This window comes from Enterobacter cloacae complex sp. CARB60 (assembly GCF_036487345.1).
Lineage (GTDB): Bacteria > Pseudomonadota > Gammaproteobacteria > Enterobacterales > Enterobacteriaceae > Enterobacter > Enterobacter asburiae_D.
This window is the reverse complement of record NZ_JAZKLC010000002.1, coordinates 4,406,025-4,422,111: the sequence shown is the minus strand read 5'-3', so window position 1 is coordinate 4,422,111 and position 16,087 is coordinate 4,406,025. Positions and strand designations below refer to the sequence as shown.

At 56.3% G+C, this 16,087-nt stretch carries 16 protein-coding genes; 10 read left to right on the top strand and 6 right to left on the bottom strand.

Annotated elements, in window-relative coordinates; translation table 11 throughout:
- Positions 1–121 precede the first annotated feature (121 nt).
- From V4835_RS22300 to rluF, 4 genes are all read left to right on the top strand, one after another.
- Positions 122–1,753, top strand: a complete 1,632-nt coding sequence (locus tag V4835_RS22300; protein ID WP_063145329.1) for a Na/Pi cotransporter family protein — start codon at positions 122–124, stop codon at positions 1,751–1,753.
- Between the two features lie 145 nt (positions 1,754–1,898).
- Positions 1,899–2,249, top strand: coding sequence for a type II toxin-antitoxin system RelE/ParE family toxin (locus V4835_RS22295; RefSeq protein ID WP_331413765.1), 351 nt, complete (start codon positions 1,899–1,901; stop codon positions 2,247–2,249).
- Positions 2,250–2,251: 2 nt separating this feature from the next.
- A complete protein-coding gene (locus V4835_RS22290) occupies positions 2,252–2,590 on the top strand; it encodes a helix-turn-helix domain-containing protein (RefSeq protein ID WP_193941061.1) in 339 nt (112 codons plus the stop codon).
- A 53-nt stretch (positions 2,591–2,643) separates the two neighbouring features.
- The gene (rluF, locus tag V4835_RS22285; RefSeq protein WP_331413762.1) at positions 2,644–3,516 is read left to right on the top strand and encodes a 23S rRNA pseudouridine(2604) synthase RluF; all 873 of its coding nucleotides are present in this window, start codon (positions 2,644–2,646) and stop codon (positions 3,514–3,516) included.
- On the opposite strand, the gene V4835_RS22280 is transcribed toward rluF, so the two are convergent.
- From V4835_RS22280 to lysC, 3 genes are all read right to left on the bottom strand, one after another.
- Positions 3,517–3,789 (bottom strand): DUF3811 domain-containing protein, encoded by a 273-nt coding sequence (locus tag V4835_RS22280; RefSeq protein ID WP_023309994.1) that lies wholly within the window; start codon positions 3,787–3,789, stop codon positions 3,517–3,519.
- Between the two features lie 50 nt (positions 3,790–3,839).
- Entirely contained in the window at positions 3,840–4,784 is a 945-nt protein-coding gene (gene panS / locus V4835_RS22275; protein WP_331413760.1) for a ketopantoate/pantoate/pantothenate transporter PanS, read from the bottom strand.
- 93 nt (positions 4,785–4,877) lie between these two features.
- Positions 4,878–6,227, bottom strand: a complete 1,350-nt coding sequence (gene lysC / locus V4835_RS22270) for a lysine-sensitive aspartokinase 3 (RefSeq protein WP_063145326.1) — start codon at positions 6,225–6,227, stop codon at positions 4,878–4,880.
- A gap of 374 nt (positions 6,228–6,601) precedes the next feature.
- Here lysC and pgi point away from each other — a divergent pair, with 374 nt between their 5' ends.
- The 5 genes from pgi (at position 6,602) to V4835_RS22245 (ending at position 12,393) form a co-directional block, all read left to right on the top strand.
- Positions 6,602–8,251, top strand: a complete 1,650-nt coding sequence (gene pgi, locus V4835_RS22265) for a glucose-6-phosphate isomerase (protein WP_331413758.1) — start codon at positions 6,602–6,604, stop codon at positions 8,249–8,251.
- A 367-nt stretch (positions 8,252–8,618) separates the two neighbouring features.
- Complete coding sequence (gene yjbE / locus V4835_RS22260) at positions 8,619–8,861, top strand: exopolysaccharide production protein YjbE (protein ID WP_008503423.1); 243 nt, start codon at positions 8,619–8,621, stop codon at positions 8,859–8,861.
- Positions 8,862–8,924: 63 nt separating this feature from the next.
- Positions 8,925–9,563: a YjbF family lipoprotein gene (locus V4835_RS22255; RefSeq protein ID WP_331413756.1), complete on the top strand. Its 639-nt coding sequence runs from the start codon at positions 8,925–8,927 to the stop codon at positions 9,561–9,563.
- Positions 9,560–10,297, top strand: coding sequence for a capsule biosynthesis GfcC family protein (locus V4835_RS22250; RefSeq protein WP_331413754.1), 738 nt, complete (start codon positions 9,560–9,562; stop codon positions 10,295–10,297). The genes V4835_RS22255 and V4835_RS22250 overlap by 4 nt, the downstream gene beginning before the upstream one ends.
- On the top strand, positions 10,297–12,393 hold the full coding sequence (locus tag V4835_RS22245) for a YjbH domain-containing protein (RefSeq protein WP_063145322.1): 2,097 nt from the start codon (positions 10,297–10,299) through the stop codon (positions 12,391–12,393). Before V4835_RS22250 ends, V4835_RS22245 begins: the two co-directional genes overlap by 1 nt.
- Positions 12,394–12,471: 78 nt before the next feature.
- Here the strand turns inward: V4835_RS22245 and V4835_RS22240 are convergent, their stop codons facing one another.
- On the bottom strand, positions 12,472–12,924 hold the full coding sequence (locus tag V4835_RS22240) for an acyltransferase (RefSeq protein ID WP_063145321.1): 453 nt from the start codon (positions 12,922–12,924) through the stop codon (positions 12,472–12,474).
- Positions 12,925–13,020: 96 nt separating this feature from the next.
- Here V4835_RS22240 and psiE point away from each other — a divergent pair, with 96 nt between their 5' ends.
- Positions 13,021–13,431 carry a phosphate-starvation-inducible protein PsiE gene (psiE, locus tag V4835_RS22235; RefSeq protein WP_000202963.1) on the top strand — a complete coding sequence of 137 codons (411 nt, stop codon included), beginning with the start codon at positions 13,021–13,023 and terminating at the stop codon, positions 13,429–13,431.
- A 96-nt stretch (positions 13,432–13,527) separates the two neighbouring features.
- Here the strand turns inward: psiE and malG are convergent, their stop codons facing one another.
- Complete coding sequence (gene malG / locus V4835_RS22230; RefSeq protein WP_063145320.1) at positions 13,528–14,418, bottom strand: maltose ABC transporter permease MalG; 891 nt, start codon at positions 14,416–14,418, stop codon at positions 13,528–13,530.
- Positions 14,419–14,432: 14 nt separating this feature from the next.
- Entirely contained in the window at positions 14,433–15,977 is a 1,545-nt protein-coding gene (malF, locus tag V4835_RS22225; RefSeq protein WP_063145319.1) for a maltose ABC transporter permease MalF, read from the bottom strand.
- Between the last annotated feature and the right edge of the window lie 110 nt (positions 15,978–16,087).

Here is a 16,087-nt window from a genome sequence, read left to right as displayed (position 1 = left end):
TCTTACGTTTAAACCCTTATACTGGAAGAAGGTTCTTATCTTTTGCCCGGTGGCGCTGCGCTTGCCGGGCCAACGCGCTAAACCTCAGGAAAACAGATAACGATAAGGAGGAACACCTTCCGTGTTGACGTTGTTACACCTGCTCTCTGCAGTCGCACTGCTCGTATGGGGCACCCATATCGTCCGTACCGGCGTGATGCGCGTATTTGGCGCGCGCTTACGTACCGTTCTCAGCAGCAGCGTTGAGAAGAAGCCGCTCGCCTTCTGTGCGGGCATTGGCGTTACTGCACTGGTGCAAAGCAGTAACGCCACAACCCTGCTTGTCACCTCTTTTGTGGCGCAGGATCTGGTCGCGCTGGCCCCGGCGTTGGTGATTGTGCTGGGAGCGGATGTAGGTACCGCACTGATGGCGCGTGTTCTGACCTTCGATCTCTCCTGGCTGTCGCCGCTGCTGATTTTTCTCGGCGTCATCTTCTTCCTCGGCCGCAAACAGACGCGCGCCGGACAGCTCGGGCGCGTAGGGATTGGCCTGGGGCTGATCCTGCTGGCGCTGGAGCTGATTGTGCAGGCGGTCACGCCTATCACCGAGGCCAACGGTGTTCAGGTCATCTTCGCCTCCCTGACCGGGGACATCATGCTGGACGCGCTCATTGGCGCGGTGTTTGCCATCGTCAGCTACTCCAGCCTGGCGGCGGTTCTGCTGACGGCCACGCTTACCGCCGCAGGGGCGATCTCCTTCCCGGTGGCGCTGTGTCTGGTGATCGGGGCTAACCTCGGCTCGGGCCTGCTGGCGATGCTCAATAACAGCGCGGCGAATGCTGCCGCCCGCCGCGTGGCCCTCGGCAGCCTGCTGTTTAAGCTGGTGGGCAGCCTGATTATCCTGCCCTTTATCCACCCGCTGGCGAACCTGATGGACAACCTTCCGCTGCCGAAGGCGGAGCTGGTGATCTATTTCCACGTGTTCTACAACCTGGTGCGCTGCCTGGCGATGGTGCCGTTCGCTGGGCCGATGGCTCGCTTCTGCGAACGACTCATTCAGGACGAACCTGAGCTGGATGCGCGCCTGAAACCGAAGCACCTGGATACGTCCGCGCTGGATACCCCGGCGCTGGCGCTGGCGAATGCCGCGCGTGAGACGCTGCGCATGGGCGACGCAATGGAAACCATGCTCGAAGGCCTGCAAAAGGTGATGCACGGCGAGCCGCGCGAAGAGAAAGAGCTGCGCAGGTTAGCGGACGACATCAACGTGCTCTATACCGCCATCAAGCTTTATCTGGCGCGTATGCCGCAGGACGAGCTGGCGGAAGAGGAGTCGCGCCGCTGGGCGGAAATCATTGAGATGTCGCTTAACCTTGAGCAGGCCTCGGATATCGTTGAGCGCATGGGCAGCGAGATCGCCGACAAATCCCTTGCCGCGCGCCGTGCGTTTTCAGGTGAAGGCCTGAAGGAGCTGGAAGCGCTGCACGAACAGCTGGTCAGCAACCTCAAGCTGGCGATGTCGGTCTTCTTCTCCAGCGACGTGCCGAGCGCGCGCCGCCTGCGCCGCAACAAGCATCGTTTCCGTATTCTGAACCGCCGCTACTCGCACGCCCACGTCGAGCGTCTGCACCAGCAGAACGTGCAGAGTATCGAAACCAGTTCGCTGCACCTGGGGCTGCTGGGGGATATGAAGCGTCTCAACTCGTTGTTCTGCGCGGTGGCGTACAGCGTGATGGAACAGCCGGATGAAGACGACGAGCGGGACGAATATTAATCTCTGAAAGCGCCTCGCAGATCCTCTCCATGAGACGTGACCAAACTCCACTGAAAACGTAACGTCACACCCACAGGTCATATGCAGACCTGTGGAGTAAGACAATGTGATTTTTAATGTATAAAATTTTATACAGGGATGTGGTATGCTTTCTGAAAGACCAGCAATGAGGCCCATTGCATGGATGGGGAGTGCCTTCGATGATTTGCGCGGCTTCCCGGAGGAAATCCGACGGGATGCGGGATATCAGCTACACCGATTACAGGCTGGATTAGAGGCGGCGGACTGGAAGCCCATCTCAGAGATCGGCAAAGGCGTTGCAGAGATACGGTTGCGCGGTGACACGGGCGCATACCGAATTATCTATTTGGCTCGTTACGAGGATGCTGTTTACGTACTGCATTGCTTTAAGAAGAAAACGCAGCGGACATCAGGCCATGATAAATACATAGCAAAGGCACGTTTTCAGTCGGTGCTTGATGCTCGGAGAGGATGAAAATGGGAAGACGCGTTGATACAAAAATTCGGCATGTGACGGCTTCAGAAACGAACATCTTTGCTGAACTGGGTTTCGAAGAAAGTGAAGCTAAACAACTACACGAATGCGCCGAGAAAGAGGTTGAGCAGTTGCTTGCCATCAAGCGGCAACTGATGCAGGAAATTTCCTCGTGGATTGCGGAGAATAAACTGCGTCAGGCTGACGCTGCCGCCAGGCTAAACGTCTCTCGTCCCCGAGTGTCTGATGTCGTGAACCTCAAAACCAGTAAGTTCACGCTTGATACGCTGATCATGATGCTGTGTAAACTTGGAAAACCCGTCTCAGTTACCGTCGGCTAATCTTTTTTTTCGGCCCAAACCTAAGGTATATTTCGCCCTTCACAGGAGAAACTATGCTGCCAACTCAATCAACCCGATTAAACAAATACATTAGCGAGAGCGGGATCTGCTCACGTCGCGAGGCTGACCGTTACATTGAACAAGGTAACGTGTTTCTTAACGGCAAACGCGCCACCATCGGCGATCAGGTGGCCCCTGGCGATGTGGTTAAAGTGAATGGTCAGGTCATCGAGCCGCGCGATGCTGAAGACCTGGTGTTTATCGCGTTGAACAAACCGGTTGGGATTGTCAGCACCACGGAAGACGGTGAACGGGACAACATCGTTGATTTCGTGAACCACAGCAGCCGTATCTTCCCGATTGGCCGTCTGGATAAAGACTCTCAGGGGCTGATTTTCCTCACCAACCACGGCGATCTGGTCAACAAAATTCTGCGTGCCGGTAACGACCACGAGAAAGAGTACATTGTGACGGTGAATAAGCCGGTCACGGACGAATTTATTCGCGGCATGGGTGCCGGTGTGCCGATCCTCGGCACCGTCACGAAGAAGTGTAAGGTGAAGAAAGAAGCACCGTTCGCGTTCCGCATTACCCTGGTGCAGGGCCTGAACCGCCAAATCCGCCGCATGTGCGAACACTTCGGTTATGAAGTGACGAAGCTGGAACGCACGCGCATCATGAACGTCAGCCTGTCCGGTATTCCGCTGGGCGAGTGGCGCGACTTAACTGGCGATGAGCTGATTGAGCTGTTCAAGCTTATCGAGAACTCGTCTTCTGAAGCGAAGCCGAAAGCTAAAGCCAAACCGAAAACCCAGGCGATTAAGCGCCCGGTGGTGAAGGCGCCGCAGGCGGAAGAGAAAGGGCGAGGCAAGCCGGGCAACGGAAAGCGCTTTACTCAGCCGGGGCGTAAAAAGAAAGGGCGCTGATTAGCGCCTTCCACGGGTAGACGTTGTGGCCGACCAGGAAAAGGTCGCCTCTGCATCGGGTTTATAAGCCTGCTCTTTTTTCAGCTTGCGGGCTTTTTTCGCCGCGGCGTCACGCTGCGCCATCAGCTTATCGATGTACTCTTTTTTCACCTGATTGGTTTCGGCGTTCGTCAGCGTGCGGCCATGTGCGATACGGGCGCGGTCGAGAAGCGTTTTCAGTTCGCGCTGCTCGGCTTCCGTCATGTCTTTCTGGGTCAAACGTGGTGTAGCCATTGCTGAAGCCTCCTGTTGGGGAGGCTTCAGTGTAAAGCAAGCCGCGTAAATTAACCCTGCTTCACCGCATCTTTTTTCGTTTGCTCATCAATCGGTTTGCCGGACCAGTAACCCGCCAGCAGCGAGCCGGAGAGGTTATGCCAGACGGAGAACAGCGCGCCAGGCAAGGCCGCCAGCGGGGAGAAGTAAATTTTACCGAGCGCCGCCGCCAGGCCGGAGTTCTGCATGCCTACCTCGATTGCCAGCGTGCGGCATGTCGATTCGTCAAAACCAAACAGCTTCCCGCCCCAGTAGCCGCCCAGCAGGCCAATAGTGTTATGCAGCACCACTGCGATGATCACCACAAAGCCCACGGAGGCAATGTGCGATGCGGAACCCGCCACCACGGCGCTGATGATCGCCAGAATGCAGACCATCGAAAACGCAGGCAGGTACGGCTCAACGGCCTTCACCACGCGCGGGAAAAGATGGTGAATGGCCAGCCCCAGCGCAATCGGGATCACCACAATCTGCAGAATGCTCAGCAGCATGCCCATCACATCGACCTGAATATGCGCGTCCACGTACAGGCGGGTTAACAGCGGCGTGGCAATCACGCCCACCAGCGTGGAAACGGAGGAGATGGTGACGGAAAGCGCCACATCCCCTTTCGCCAGGTAGATCATGACGTTGGACGCCGTTCCGCTGGCCACGCTGCCCACCAGCACCATCCCGGCGGAGAGATCGGGCGGCATCTTAAAGGCCATCGCCAGCAGCCACGCCGCAAGCGGCATCACCAGGTAGTGCAGGAAGATCCCCGCTGCGACGGGCGCAGGGCGAGACAGTACGCGTTTGAAGTCGTCGATTTTCAGATGCACGCCCATACCGAACATGATCAGCATCAGCAGCGTGGCGACCCACGGACCAATGCCCGTGAACGTGGCGGGGGTGTAATACGCGAGTACGGAGAGCAGCAGCGCCCATAGCGGGAACAGCCGTGTAATGACGGATAACATAGTGAATTCCTTGCAGTATTGTCGTGTTGTTTAGTTATGAAAAAGCCGGGTCTGTGCCCGGCTTATAGGTATTGTTTATCGTGCTAACGAATTTTATTCAAACAAATTCTGATGAAGTTTCTGCACCACCTGCTCGGCCTGATCGGCAGGCACCAGGAAGCAGAGGTTGTAGCTGGACGCGCCGTAGCAAATCATGCGGATGCTGAACGGGTCGAGCACGCCGAACACCTCTTTGCCCACGCCGCAGGCGCGCGACAGCTTGTTGCCAATGATGGCAACCAGCGCCAGGTCTTCTTCTACTTCCACGCGGCACAGCTCGGACAGCTCAATCAGCAGCGACTGGGTCAGCAGGGTATCGCCCTTGGACGTTGAGCCGGTCGTATCCAGGGTCAGCGCAATACTCACTTCTGACGTGGTGATCAGATCTACGGAGATATTGTGGCGCGCCAGAATACCAAACACTTCTGCCAGGAATCCGCGGGAGTGCAGCATGTTATGGCTGTGCAGCGTGACCAGCGTCTGCTTGCGACGCAGGGCCAGGGCGCGGAACAGCGGCGGGCTTTCGGTTCTCTTACACACCATTGTGCCGCCTGCTTTCGGCTCTTTACTGGAGCCAACGAAGACAGGAATATCGCTGCGCACGGCGGGAAGCAGGGTTGCAGGATGCAGCACTTTCGCGCCAAAGGTAGCCATCTCCGCCGCTTCTTCAAACGCGATCACATCAATACGTTTTGCCGTAGAGACCACGCGCGGGTCGGTGGTGTAAATGCCCGGCACGTCCGTCCAGATATCTACGCGCGTGGCGTGCAGCGCTTCGCCCAGCAGGGCGGCGGTGTAGTCGCTGCCGCCGCGGCCCAGCGTCGTCGTGCGTCCTTTTGCTTCGCTACCGATAAAGCCCTGGGTGATCACGATACCTTCTTCCAGGCGCGGTGCCAGCTGCTGGCTGGTCAACTCGGCCAGAGCCTCAACGTCCGGTTCGGCACGGCCAAAGCGATCGCTGGTGCGCATCACTTTACGCACGTCAAACCACTGCGCCTGAATATTACGCTCGCGCATAATCTCAACAAACAGCAGGGTAGACATCAGCTCGCCGTGGCTGACCAGTTCATCCGTCAGGGCCGAGGAGTTTGCCAGAGACGCCGCTTCTGCCAGGGTGGTGATATTTTCCAGCAGGCGTTCGATTTCCTCGCGGATCACATTCGGATTCTGAAGACACTCAAGGATGTCGAACTGAATTTTGCGCAGCGCGTCCAGCTTCACGAAACGTTCTGTCGCTTCAAGTCCTTCAGACAGAGAAACCAGCAGGTTCGTCACGCCAGCGGATGCAGAAAGCACCACCAGGCGGGTATTCGGATCGGCCAGCACCACATCAGCGCTGCGGTTCATGGCAGCGTAATCTGCCACACTGGTGCCGCCAAACTTGGCGACCACAAAACTCGTCATAACAACCTCGTGTCAGGGAATGAATAAGCGACCATGGCACAAGAATGAAATGAAAACAGGTGCAGGCGCAAAATACGGCCCTATAAATAAAATGCGGGGGAGGTCCTGTCAATGCTGGGATTATGCGGATTTTTCATGGGGGGGTACCCCTGAGAAACAGGACTTATAACAGGGCCATATTTTATGCTCCGTTTTAGCCTGTTTTGGGCGACATTTCGCCGCCGCAGGAGGCCACTTCAGCAGCTATACTTTTCGGGTCTTTTCACCTGCGTTTGATGCAGGCCAGGGCAATGGCATAAAAACCATCACAATTTTTATTTGCAGGCGCTACAATCGACCGCAGTCACAATTCTCAAATCAGAAGAGTATTGCTAATGAAAAACATCAACCCAACGCAGACCGCTGCCTGGCAGGCACTCCAGAAACATTTTGATGAAATGAAAGACGTCACCATCGCGGATCTGTTCGCGAAAGATGCCGGTCGTTTCGCTAAGTTCTCCGCGACCTTCGACGACCTGATGCTGGTGGATTTCTCCAAAAACCGCATTACCGAAGAGACGCTGGCAAAACTGCAGGATCTGGCGAAAGAGACTGAGCTTGCCGACGCCATCAAGTCCATGTTCTCCGGTGAGAAGATCAACCGCACCGAAGACCGCGCCGTGCTGCACGTGGCCCTGCGTAACCGTAGCAATACGCCAATCATCGTTGACGGCAAAGACGTCATGCCGGAAGTGAACGCGGTGCTGGAAAAGATGAAAACCTTCTCTGAAGCGATCATCTCCGGAAGCTGGAAAGGCTACACCGGCAAAGCGATCACCGACGTGGTGAACATCGGTATCGGCGGGTCTGACCTCGGTCCGTTCATGGTGACCGAAGCGCTGCGCCCGTATAAAAACCACCTCAATATGCACTTTGTGTCTAACGTCGATGGTACCCACATCGCCGAAGTGCTGAAGAACGTGAACCCGGAAACCACCCTGTTCCTGGTGGCCTCCAAAACCTTTACCACTCAGGAAACCATGACCAACGCCCACAGCGCGCGCGACTGGTTCCTGAAAACCGCAGGCGACAACAAGCACGTGGCGAAACACTTCGCGGCGCTGTCTACCAACGGTAAAGCCGTCAGCGAGTTCGGCATTGATACCGCGAACATGTTCGAGTTCTGGGACTGGGTTGGCGGCCGCTACTCCCTGTGGTCTGCGATCGGTCTGTCCATCATCCTGTCCGTGGGCTTCGACAACTTCGTTGAGCTGCTCTCTGGCGCGCACGCGATGGATAAACACTTCTCCACGACCGCACCAGAGAAAAACCTGCCGGTGCTGCTGGCGCTGATCGGTATCTGGTACAACAACTTCTTCGGCGCTGAAACCGAAGCGATCCTGCCGTACGACCAGTATATGCACCGCTTTGCGGCCTACTTCCAGCAGGGCAACATGGAATCCAACGGTAAATACGTTGACCGTAACGGCAACGCGGTGGATTACCAGACTGGCCCAATCATCTGGGGCGAGCCGGGCACTAACGGTCAGCATGCCTTCTACCAGCTGATTCACCAGGGCACCAAAATGGTACCGTGCGATTTCATCGCCCCGGCTATCACCCATAACCCGCTGTCCGACCACCATCCGAAACTGCTGTCGAACTTCTTTGCGCAGACCGAAGCGCTGGCGTTCGGTAAATCCCGCGAGGTGGTTGAGCAGGAATACCGTGACCAGGGTAAAGATCCGGCAACCCTGGACCACGTTGTGCCGTTCAAAGTGTTTGAAGGCAACCGTCCAACCAACTCCATCCTGCTGCGCGAAATCACGCCGTTCAGCCTGGGCGCGCTGATTGCCCTGTACGAGCATAAGATCTTCACGCAGGGCGCCATCCTGAACATCTTCACCTTTGACCAGTGGGGCGTTGAGCTGGGCAAACAGCTGGCAAACCGTATTCTGCCAGAGCTGGGTGACGATAAAGCGATTGCCAGCCATGACAGCTCGACAAATGGTTTGATCAACCGTTATAAAGCATGGCGTGCGTAATTAAAACGTCATGAAAACGTGCCGGCTTAATGCCGGCATTTTTTTATCGGATAATTCCTGATGTCTGTTAGTTAACTCAAATTCTGGATCTGAGTTTAATCCGAAAAAGACGCTTAACCCGTTAATTGCTGCGGTTTATTTTAAGAAAATACGTAGAAGCTAATTAATGTCTTTATATTATAACTTATTGATTTATATTGGTTATATATTTATGTAATTTGCCTTTAATTTCGATTTTATCCATTAGTCCGAAAACCCGCTCCCTATTTCCCCTTACGGCAAACCCACGGCAGTAGTTGTGTATACTCGATTCCGCCTGAAATTCTTTTCGGGCAAATCTCCATTCATTCATTGAAGGGAAATTGTTATGAAGAAAGTACTGTATGGCATTTTTGCCATATCTGCGCTTGCGGCGACATCTGTTTATGCAGCTCCGGTTCAGGTCGGGGAAGCGGCAGGTTCGGCTGCGACGTCTGCGTCTGCGGGAAGTTCTACCGCAGCCAGCGCCAGCACCGTAAGTTCAGCCGTGGGTGTCGCGCTGGCGGCAACCGGTGGCGGTGATGGCTCCAATACCGGAACCACGACCACCACGACAACCAGCACCCAGTAATAGCGGGTGTTTTAATCATAACCACACTTCGGTGTGGTTATTTCGCCCCTTCGGAGAAGAGTCGTGAAGCGACCTGCAATCATTCTGATTTGCCTGCTGCTGCAGGCGTGCTCGGCCACCACTAAAGGGCTGGGAAATTCACTGTGGGAAAGCGTGTTTGGCACGCCGGGCGTACATCTGACCGATGACGAACTTCAAAACATGCCCTATGCCAGTCAGTACATGCAGCTTAACGATGGCCCGCAGCTGTTTGTGGTGCTCGCTTTCGATGAAAACGGGCAGCAGAAATGGGTGACGCAGGATCAGGCCACCATCGTGACGCAGCATGGCCGTATCGTGAAAACCCTGTTGGGCGGCGACAACCTGCTGGAAGTGAATAATATCGCTGCCGATCCGCTGATCGAGCCGAACCAGATCGCCGACGGCGCAAGCTGGACGCGCACGATGGGCTGGACCGAACATAAGCAGGTGCGTTACGCCACGGCACGCTCGACCTTCCGCTGGGACGGCACGGACAGCGTGACAGTCGGCAGCGACGAAACCCATGTTCGCGTGCTGGATGAAGAAGTCACCACCGAACAGGCCACCTGGCACAACCGCTTCTGGATCGACGAGGAAGGGCAGATCCGCCAGTCCCTGCAGTATCTCGGTGCCGGATTCTTCCCGGTTAAAACCACCCTGATCAAGGCGGCGAAATCATGAAAACGCTCATCCACGTTGCGCTTCTCGCCAGCCTTGCCGCGCCGCTGGCATGGTCCGCAGGGACGGTAAAGGTCTACACGCCGGACAGTGAAAAACCCAAAACCTTAACCCACGCCGAGCATCTGCTCGATCTCGTCGGACAGCCAAGGCTCGCCAACAGCTGGTGGCCGGGGGCAGTGATCGCTGAACGGCAGAAGACCGCTGAAGCGGAACAACAGCACAAGGCGCTCCTTGCCAGGCTGACGGGGTTAGCGGAGCAGGAAGATGGCGACGACGCGGCGGCCATCAACAGCGTTCGCCAGCAGCTGCAGGCGCTGAAGGTGACGGGCCGTCAGAAAGTGAATCTTGATCCAGATGAAGTGCGCGTCACGGAAAAGGGCAACCCGACGCTTGAAGGGGAGTATACGCTCTGGCTTCCGGCGAAGCCGACGACGGTGACCGTGATGGGGCTTATCAGCAGCCCGGGTAACAAGCCCTTTACGCCAGGTCGTGACGTGGCGAGCTACCTCGACGAGCAGAGCCTGCTGAGCGGTGCCGATAACAGCTACGCCTGGGTGGTTTACCCTGACGGACACACACAAAAAGCCCCCGTGGCTTACTGGAATAAACGGCATATCGAACCTATGCCGGGCAGCATCATTTTTGTCGGTTTTGCCGACCATTTCTGGACGAAGGCGTATGACGGGCTTAACGCCGATATCCTTCACTCCCTGATTCAGCGGATACCGGAATAATGAAAAGAACTTATCTCTACAGCATGCTGGCGCTCTGCGTGAGTGCCGCCTGCCATGCAGAAACGTATCCGGCACCCATTGGCCCGTCTCAGTCAGACTTCGGCGGCGTCGGTTTACTGCAAACGCCCACCGCGCGTATGGCGCGTGAAGGGGAAATTAGCCTTAACTACCGTGATAACGACCAGTATCGCTACTACTCGGCGTCGGTGCAGCTGTTCCCGTGGCTTGAAACCACGCTGCGCTATACCGACGTACGTACGAAACAATACAGCAGCGTTGAGGCGTTCTCCGGCGATCAGACCTACAAAGATAAAGCCTTCGACGTCAAGCTGCGCCTGTGGGAAGAGAGTTACTGGATGCCGCAGGTGTCCGTGGGTGCCAAAGATATCGGTGGTACCGGTCTGTTTGATGCGGAATACATCGTGGCCAGCAAAGCCTGGGGGCCGTTCGACTTCTCGCTCGGCCTGGGGTGGGGCTATCTGGGCACCAGCGGCAACGTGAAAAACCCGTTCTGCTCCTACAGCGACAAATACTGCTATCGCGATAACAGCTACAAAAAAGCCGGTTCCATCAACGGTGACCAGATGTTCCACGGCCCCGCCTCGCTGTTTGGCGGGGTCGAGTATCAAACGCCCTGGCAGCCATTACGCCTGAAGCTGGAGTATGAAGGGAATGACTACTCGCAGGACTTCGCCGGGAAAATTGAGCAGAAGAGCAAGTTTAACGTCGGCGCCATTTATCGCGTCACCGACTGGGCCGACGTTAACCTCAGCTACGAGCGCGGCAATACGGTGATGTTTGGCTTCACGTTGCGCACCAACTTTAACGACATGCGGCCGCACTACAATGATAACGCCCGCCCTGCGTACCAGCCGGAGCCGCAGGATGCGATTCTGCAGCACTCCGTGGTGGCAAACCAGCTGACGCTGTTGAAATACAATGCAGGCCTGGCGGATCCGAAGATTCAGACCAAGGGCGACACGCTTTACGTCACCGGCGAGCAGGTGAAATACCGCGACTCGCGCGAAGGGATCGAACGCGCCAACCGGATCGTTATGAACGATCTGCCGGAGGGGATCCGCACGATCCGCGTGACGGAAAACCGCCTCAACCTGCCGCAGGTCACAACCGAAACGGACGTTGCCAGCCTTAAGCGCCATCTGGAAGGCGAGCCGCTCGGGCATGAAACCGAGCTGGTGCAAAAACGCATCGAGCCCGTGGTGCCAGACACCACCGAGCAGGGCTGGTATATCGACAAATCGCGCTTTGATTTCCATATCGATCCGGTGCTGAACCAGTCCGTCGGCGGGCCTGAAAACTTCTACATGTATCAGCTGGGCGTCATGGCGACGGCGGATCTGTGGCTCACCGACCATCTGCTGACCACCGGCAGCCTGTTCGGCAACATCGCCAACAACTACGACAAGTTCAACTACACCAACCCGCCAAAAGACTCGACGCTGCCGCGCGTGCGTACCCGCGTGCGTGAATACGTGCAGAACGATGCCTACGTGAATAACCTGCAGGCCAACTACTTCCAGTACTTCGGCAACGGCTTCTACGGCCAGGTGTACGGCGGGTATCTGGAAACCATGTACGGCGGCGCGGGTGCAGAAGTGCTTTATCGTCCGGTCGACAGCAACTGGGCGTTCGGGGTTGATGCCAACTACGTCAAGCAGCGTGACTGGCGCAGCGCGCAGGACATGATGAAGTTCACCGACTACAGCGTCAAAACGGGACATCTGACCGCCTACTGGACGCCGTCGTTCGCCCCTGACGTGCTGGTGAAAGCCAGCGTCGGCCAGTACCTGGCGGGCGATAAGGGCGGTACGCTGGACATCTCCAAACACTTCGACAGCGGCGTCGTGGTGGGCGGGTACGCCACCATCACCAACGTCTCGCCGGACGAATATGGGGAAGGGGACTTCACCAAAGGGGTTTACGTGTCCATTCCGCTGGATCTGTTCTCGTCAGGCCCAACCCGCAGCCGCGCGGCGATTGGCTGGACGCCGCTGACGCGTGACGGCGGTCAGCAGCTGGGTCGTAAGTTCCAGCTGTATGACATGACGAGCGATAAGAACATTAACTTCCGCTGATGCTTCACGCCGGGCGGCACTGCGTTTGCCCGGCCAACGGTTTTTGTAGGCCCGGTAAGCGCAGCGCCACCGGGCGAATCACAAGCGGCGCAGTAGCCTCGCCGGGTTCCCGGCATAGACACCTTTCTCGACGATCGATTTTGTTACCACGCTCCCTGCACCAATCACCGCACCGTCGCAGATGGATACCGCCAGAATGGTCGCTCCACTGCCTATCGAAACATCATCCCCCACGGTAATATGGCCCCAGCTCTCTCGGTCGGCGTTCGGTTTCCCCTCCCGAAACATATCGTTGGCAAACATCACGCCATGGCCAACAAAGCAACGCTTGCCAATAGTGACATACTCGCAGATGAAGGTGTGCGACTGGATTTTGCAGTCGTCACCGATGCGCGTATTGCCCTGGATTTCAACAAACGGGCCGACGAATACGCCGTTGCCCAGCACACAGTCGTAAAGGTTAGCAGGTTCATATACGATCACATTGTCGCCACAGGTCACGTTACGAACCCCGGTTTGTTTACGCTCCATCGGTTTTCTTCCTACATAAAACATAATTAAAAAATATAGATCCCCGTCACATTTTTGCGTTATACAGGAACCTCGCCCTGGAGAATGAGGTGCTGTATGACATCCCTGACTCGCCCGCGCGTTGAGTTTATCTCAACTATCCTCCAGACCGTGCTGAACCTCGGTCTGTTGAGCCTTGGCCTGATACTGGTCGTCTTTTTGGGTAAAGAGACGGTGCATCTCGCGGATGTACTGTTCGCCCCTGAACAAACCAGCAAATATGCGCTGGTGGAAGGCCTGGTAGTCTACTTTCTCTACTTTGAATTTATCGCCCTGATTGTGAAGTACTTTCAGTCCGGCTTTCACTTCCCGCTGCGTTATTTTGTCTACATCGGGATCACCGCGATAGTGCGTCTGATCATCGTCGATCATAAATCTCCGCTCGACGTGCTGATCTACTCGGCGGCGATCCTGCTGCTGGTGATCACCCTCTGGCTGTGCAATTCGAAGCGGCTGAAACGCGAATAAAAAAATGGCGGCCCGGAGGCCGCCTAACAACAGTCACAAGTTGGGTCAATACAATACGTCTAAAGTTGAGGGTTGCAGTGGCATAACAAATGAAACTTAACCTTTCACACCGCCCGCCGTCAGGCCGTTGACCAGCCAGCGCTGCGCCAGCAGGAACACCACGGTAATCGGGATGGCGGAAAGAACCGCCGCCGCGGCAAAGTCGCCCCACAGGTAGTTTTGCGGGTTGAGGTATTGCTGCATACCGACGGCCAGGGTGTAGCTGTTCACATCACGCAGTAACAGTGAGGCAACCGGTACTTCAGTGATCGCAGCGATAAACGACAGAATAAACACCACCGCCAGGATAGGCACCGACAGCGGCAGCAGCACCAGGCGGAACGCCTGCCACGGAGTCGCACCATCCAGCGCGGCCGCTTCTTCCAGCGAGCCGTCGATGGTTTCGAAATAGCCCTTAATGGTCCATACATGCAGTGCGATACCGCCAAGATAGGCGAAGATCACGCCGCCGTGGGTGTTCAGACCGATAAACGGTACGTACTGGCCCAGACGATCAAACAAGGCATACAACGCCACCAGTGACAGCACGGCCGGGAACATCTGGAAAATCAGCATCCCTTTCAGCAGCGTCGCTTTACCCGGGAAGCGCATGCGGGCGAAGGCGTAGGCGCAGGTGGTGGAAAGCGCCACGATACCAATGGCGGTAATGCCTGCGATTTTCACCGAGTTCCACAGCCACAGCAGCACCGGGAACGGCGGCGGCGTGACGCGGCCATCCGCGTGTTCCACGCTGAAGCCCAGCGCGAGCTTCCAGTGCTCCCAGGAGATTTCGTCCGGGATCAGGCTCCCGGTCGCGAAGTTACCCGAACGCAGGGAGATGGCGATAACCATCAGCAGCGGGAACATGATCGCCGCGATGAAAATCAGCAGGCCTAAGTGCGTTGCGAAGAGGCGCAGCTTTTGTGATTTGGGTTGGACCATAGACATAATCAGTGCCCTCCTTAGTCGAATTTCATACGTGTGGCTTTCAGGTTCACAATCGCCAGGGCGCCTACCAGCAGGAAGATCAGGGTGGCAATCGCTGCCGCCAGACCGAAGTCCTGGCCGCCGCCGCCTTCGAAGGCGATACGGTAGGTGTAACTCACGAGCAGGTCGGTATAGCCTGCTGGCGTCGTGGTGCCAAGGCGGTCCGGGCCGCCGTTGGTCAACAGCTGAATCAGCACGAAGTTGTTAAAGTTAAAGGCGAAGCTGGCAATCATCAGCGGCGTCAGCGGCTTAATAAGCAGCGGAAGCGTAATCTTGAAGAAGTTCTGGAACGGGCCCGCGCCGTCCATCGCCGAGGCTTCATACAGATCGTCCGGGATAGCCTTCAGCAGGCCCATGCACAGGATCATCATGTACGGATAACCGAGCCAGGTGTTCACGATGATAATCATCGAGCGAGCGGTGGTCGGGTCGCTGAACCAGGCCGGTTTGATGCCGAACAGGGCGCTCAGCATCATGTTGATTTCACCGAAGCTCTGGTTAAACAGCCCTTTGAAAATCAGAATCGAGATAAACGACGGTACGGCGTACGGCAGAATCAGCAGCACGCGGTAAATCGCTTTGCCTTTCAGAGATTCCCACTGGACGAGACAGGCCAGCACCATGCCCACGGCAACGGTCAGGATCACGGTCAGCACCGAGAAGACCACCGTCCAGACGAAGATGGCGAAGAACGGTTTCTGAATGCCTTCGTCGGTAAACACGCGGGTAAAGTTGTCCCAGCCAATGGTGACGGTATAGCCCGGGCTGAGCTTGTCATCACCCCATTTGCCGTCGGCAGTAATGGACTGATAGAAACCAATGTCGTTATTCGGACGATATTTCACGCCGCTCTGGTTGTTGGTCAGCGTGCCGTCGTCCGCCAGAGTGTACAGCGGCTGCGTGCCGGAGAACTGGCGCAGCGAGCTCATGGTCACTTTGCTTTCATCTGGCAGCACGGCGGTGAGCTGGGTCAGCGCCTGACGGTTCTGGGTAATAACGCGCAGGTTGGCACGTTCACCTTCCGGCAGGGCCTGCGCCTCTTTTAAGGCCAGCTTCTGCTCGCCGCCAAATTTGAACGCGTCGGAGACATAGTATTTGCTGCTTGATTCGTCAGTAAGCGCTAACTTCCACTCGTTACCGGCAGGGTACAGGCCGAAGTTAAAGGTCTTGCCTGCCTGATATGAGCGATCCAGCAGGACCTGCTGCGCGCGTTCCTGCGCAAGTTGGTTGGTGCTGCTGTAGTTGGTGAACGCAATGGCGATGGTACAAATCAGCGGGAACAGGACAAACAGCCCCATCCCGGCCACGCCCGGGTAGACATAGCGCCAGGCATAGGCTTTACGATTAGCGAAAATATACAGGCCAGCAGAGCTTAAAATCAGCGTCATGATGGCGAACAGATATTCCCCTTGCACGTACATTAAAACAACAAGGTAACCCACCAGCAGACACAGCAGACCTATCACTGACCACTTCAGCGCGTCGCTTTGCCACCAGCGTTTCTTTTTAATGACATCCATGGGGTTCTTCCTCTACAACGGTGGAAACTTATCGTCAGGTGGCGCTGCGCTTACCTGACCTACGGATCGTGCCGTAGTCGTAGGGCGGGTAAGCGCATGCGCCACCCGCC

What these genes read in the sequence shown, in the direction of transcription:
- V4835_RS22295 (WP_331413765.1), top strand. Translation starts at nt 1,899, where the DNA reads ATGCTTTCTGAAAGACCAGCAATGAGGCCCATTGCATGGATGGGGAGT.
- V4835_RS22290 (WP_193941061.1), top strand. Translation starts at nt 2,252, where the DNA reads ATGGGAAGACGCGTTGATACAAAAATTCGGCATGTGACGGCTTCAGAA.
- rluF (WP_331413762.1), top strand. Translation starts at nt 2,644, where the DNA reads ATGCTGCCAACTCAATCAACCCGATTAAACAAATACATTAGCGAGAGC.
- V4835_RS22280 (WP_023309994.1), bottom strand. Translation starts at nt 3,789, where the DNA reads ATGGCTACACCACGTTTGACCCAGAAAGACATGACGGAAGCCGAGCAG.
- panS (WP_331413760.1), bottom strand. Translation starts at nt 4,784, where the DNA reads ATGTTATCCGTCATTACACGGCTGTTCCCGCTATGGGCGCTGCTGCTC.
- lysC (WP_063145326.1), bottom strand. Translation starts at nt 6,227, where the DNA reads ATGACGAGTTTTGTGGTCGCCAAGTTTGGCGGCACCAGTGTGGCAGAT.
- pgi (WP_331413758.1), top strand. Translation starts at nt 6,602, where the DNA reads ATGAAAAACATCAACCCAACGCAGACCGCTGCCTGGCAGGCACTCCAG.
- yjbE (WP_008503423.1), top strand. Translation starts at nt 8,619, where the DNA reads ATGAAGAAAGTACTGTATGGCATTTTTGCCATATCTGCGCTTGCGGCG.
- V4835_RS22250 (WP_331413754.1), top strand. Translation starts at nt 9,560, where the DNA reads ATGAAAACGCTCATCCACGTTGCGCTTCTCGCCAGCCTTGCCGCGCCG.
- V4835_RS22245 (WP_063145322.1), top strand. Translation starts at nt 10,297, where the DNA reads ATGAAAAGAACTTATCTCTACAGCATGCTGGCGCTCTGCGTGAGTGCC.
- V4835_RS22240 (WP_063145321.1), bottom strand. Translation starts at nt 12,924, where the DNA reads ATGGAGCGTAAACAAACCGGGGTTCGTAACGTGACCTGTGGCGACAAT.
- psiE (WP_000202963.1), top strand. Translation starts at nt 13,021, where the DNA reads ATGACATCCCTGACTCGCCCGCGCGTTGAGTTTATCTCAACTATCCTC.
- malG (WP_063145320.1), bottom strand. Translation starts at nt 14,418, where the DNA reads ATGTCTATGGTCCAACCCAAATCACAAAAGCTGCGCCTCTTCGCAACG.
- malF (WP_063145319.1), bottom strand. Translation starts at nt 15,977, where the DNA reads ATGGATGTCATTAAAAAGAAACGCTGGTGGCAAAGCGACGCGCTGAAG.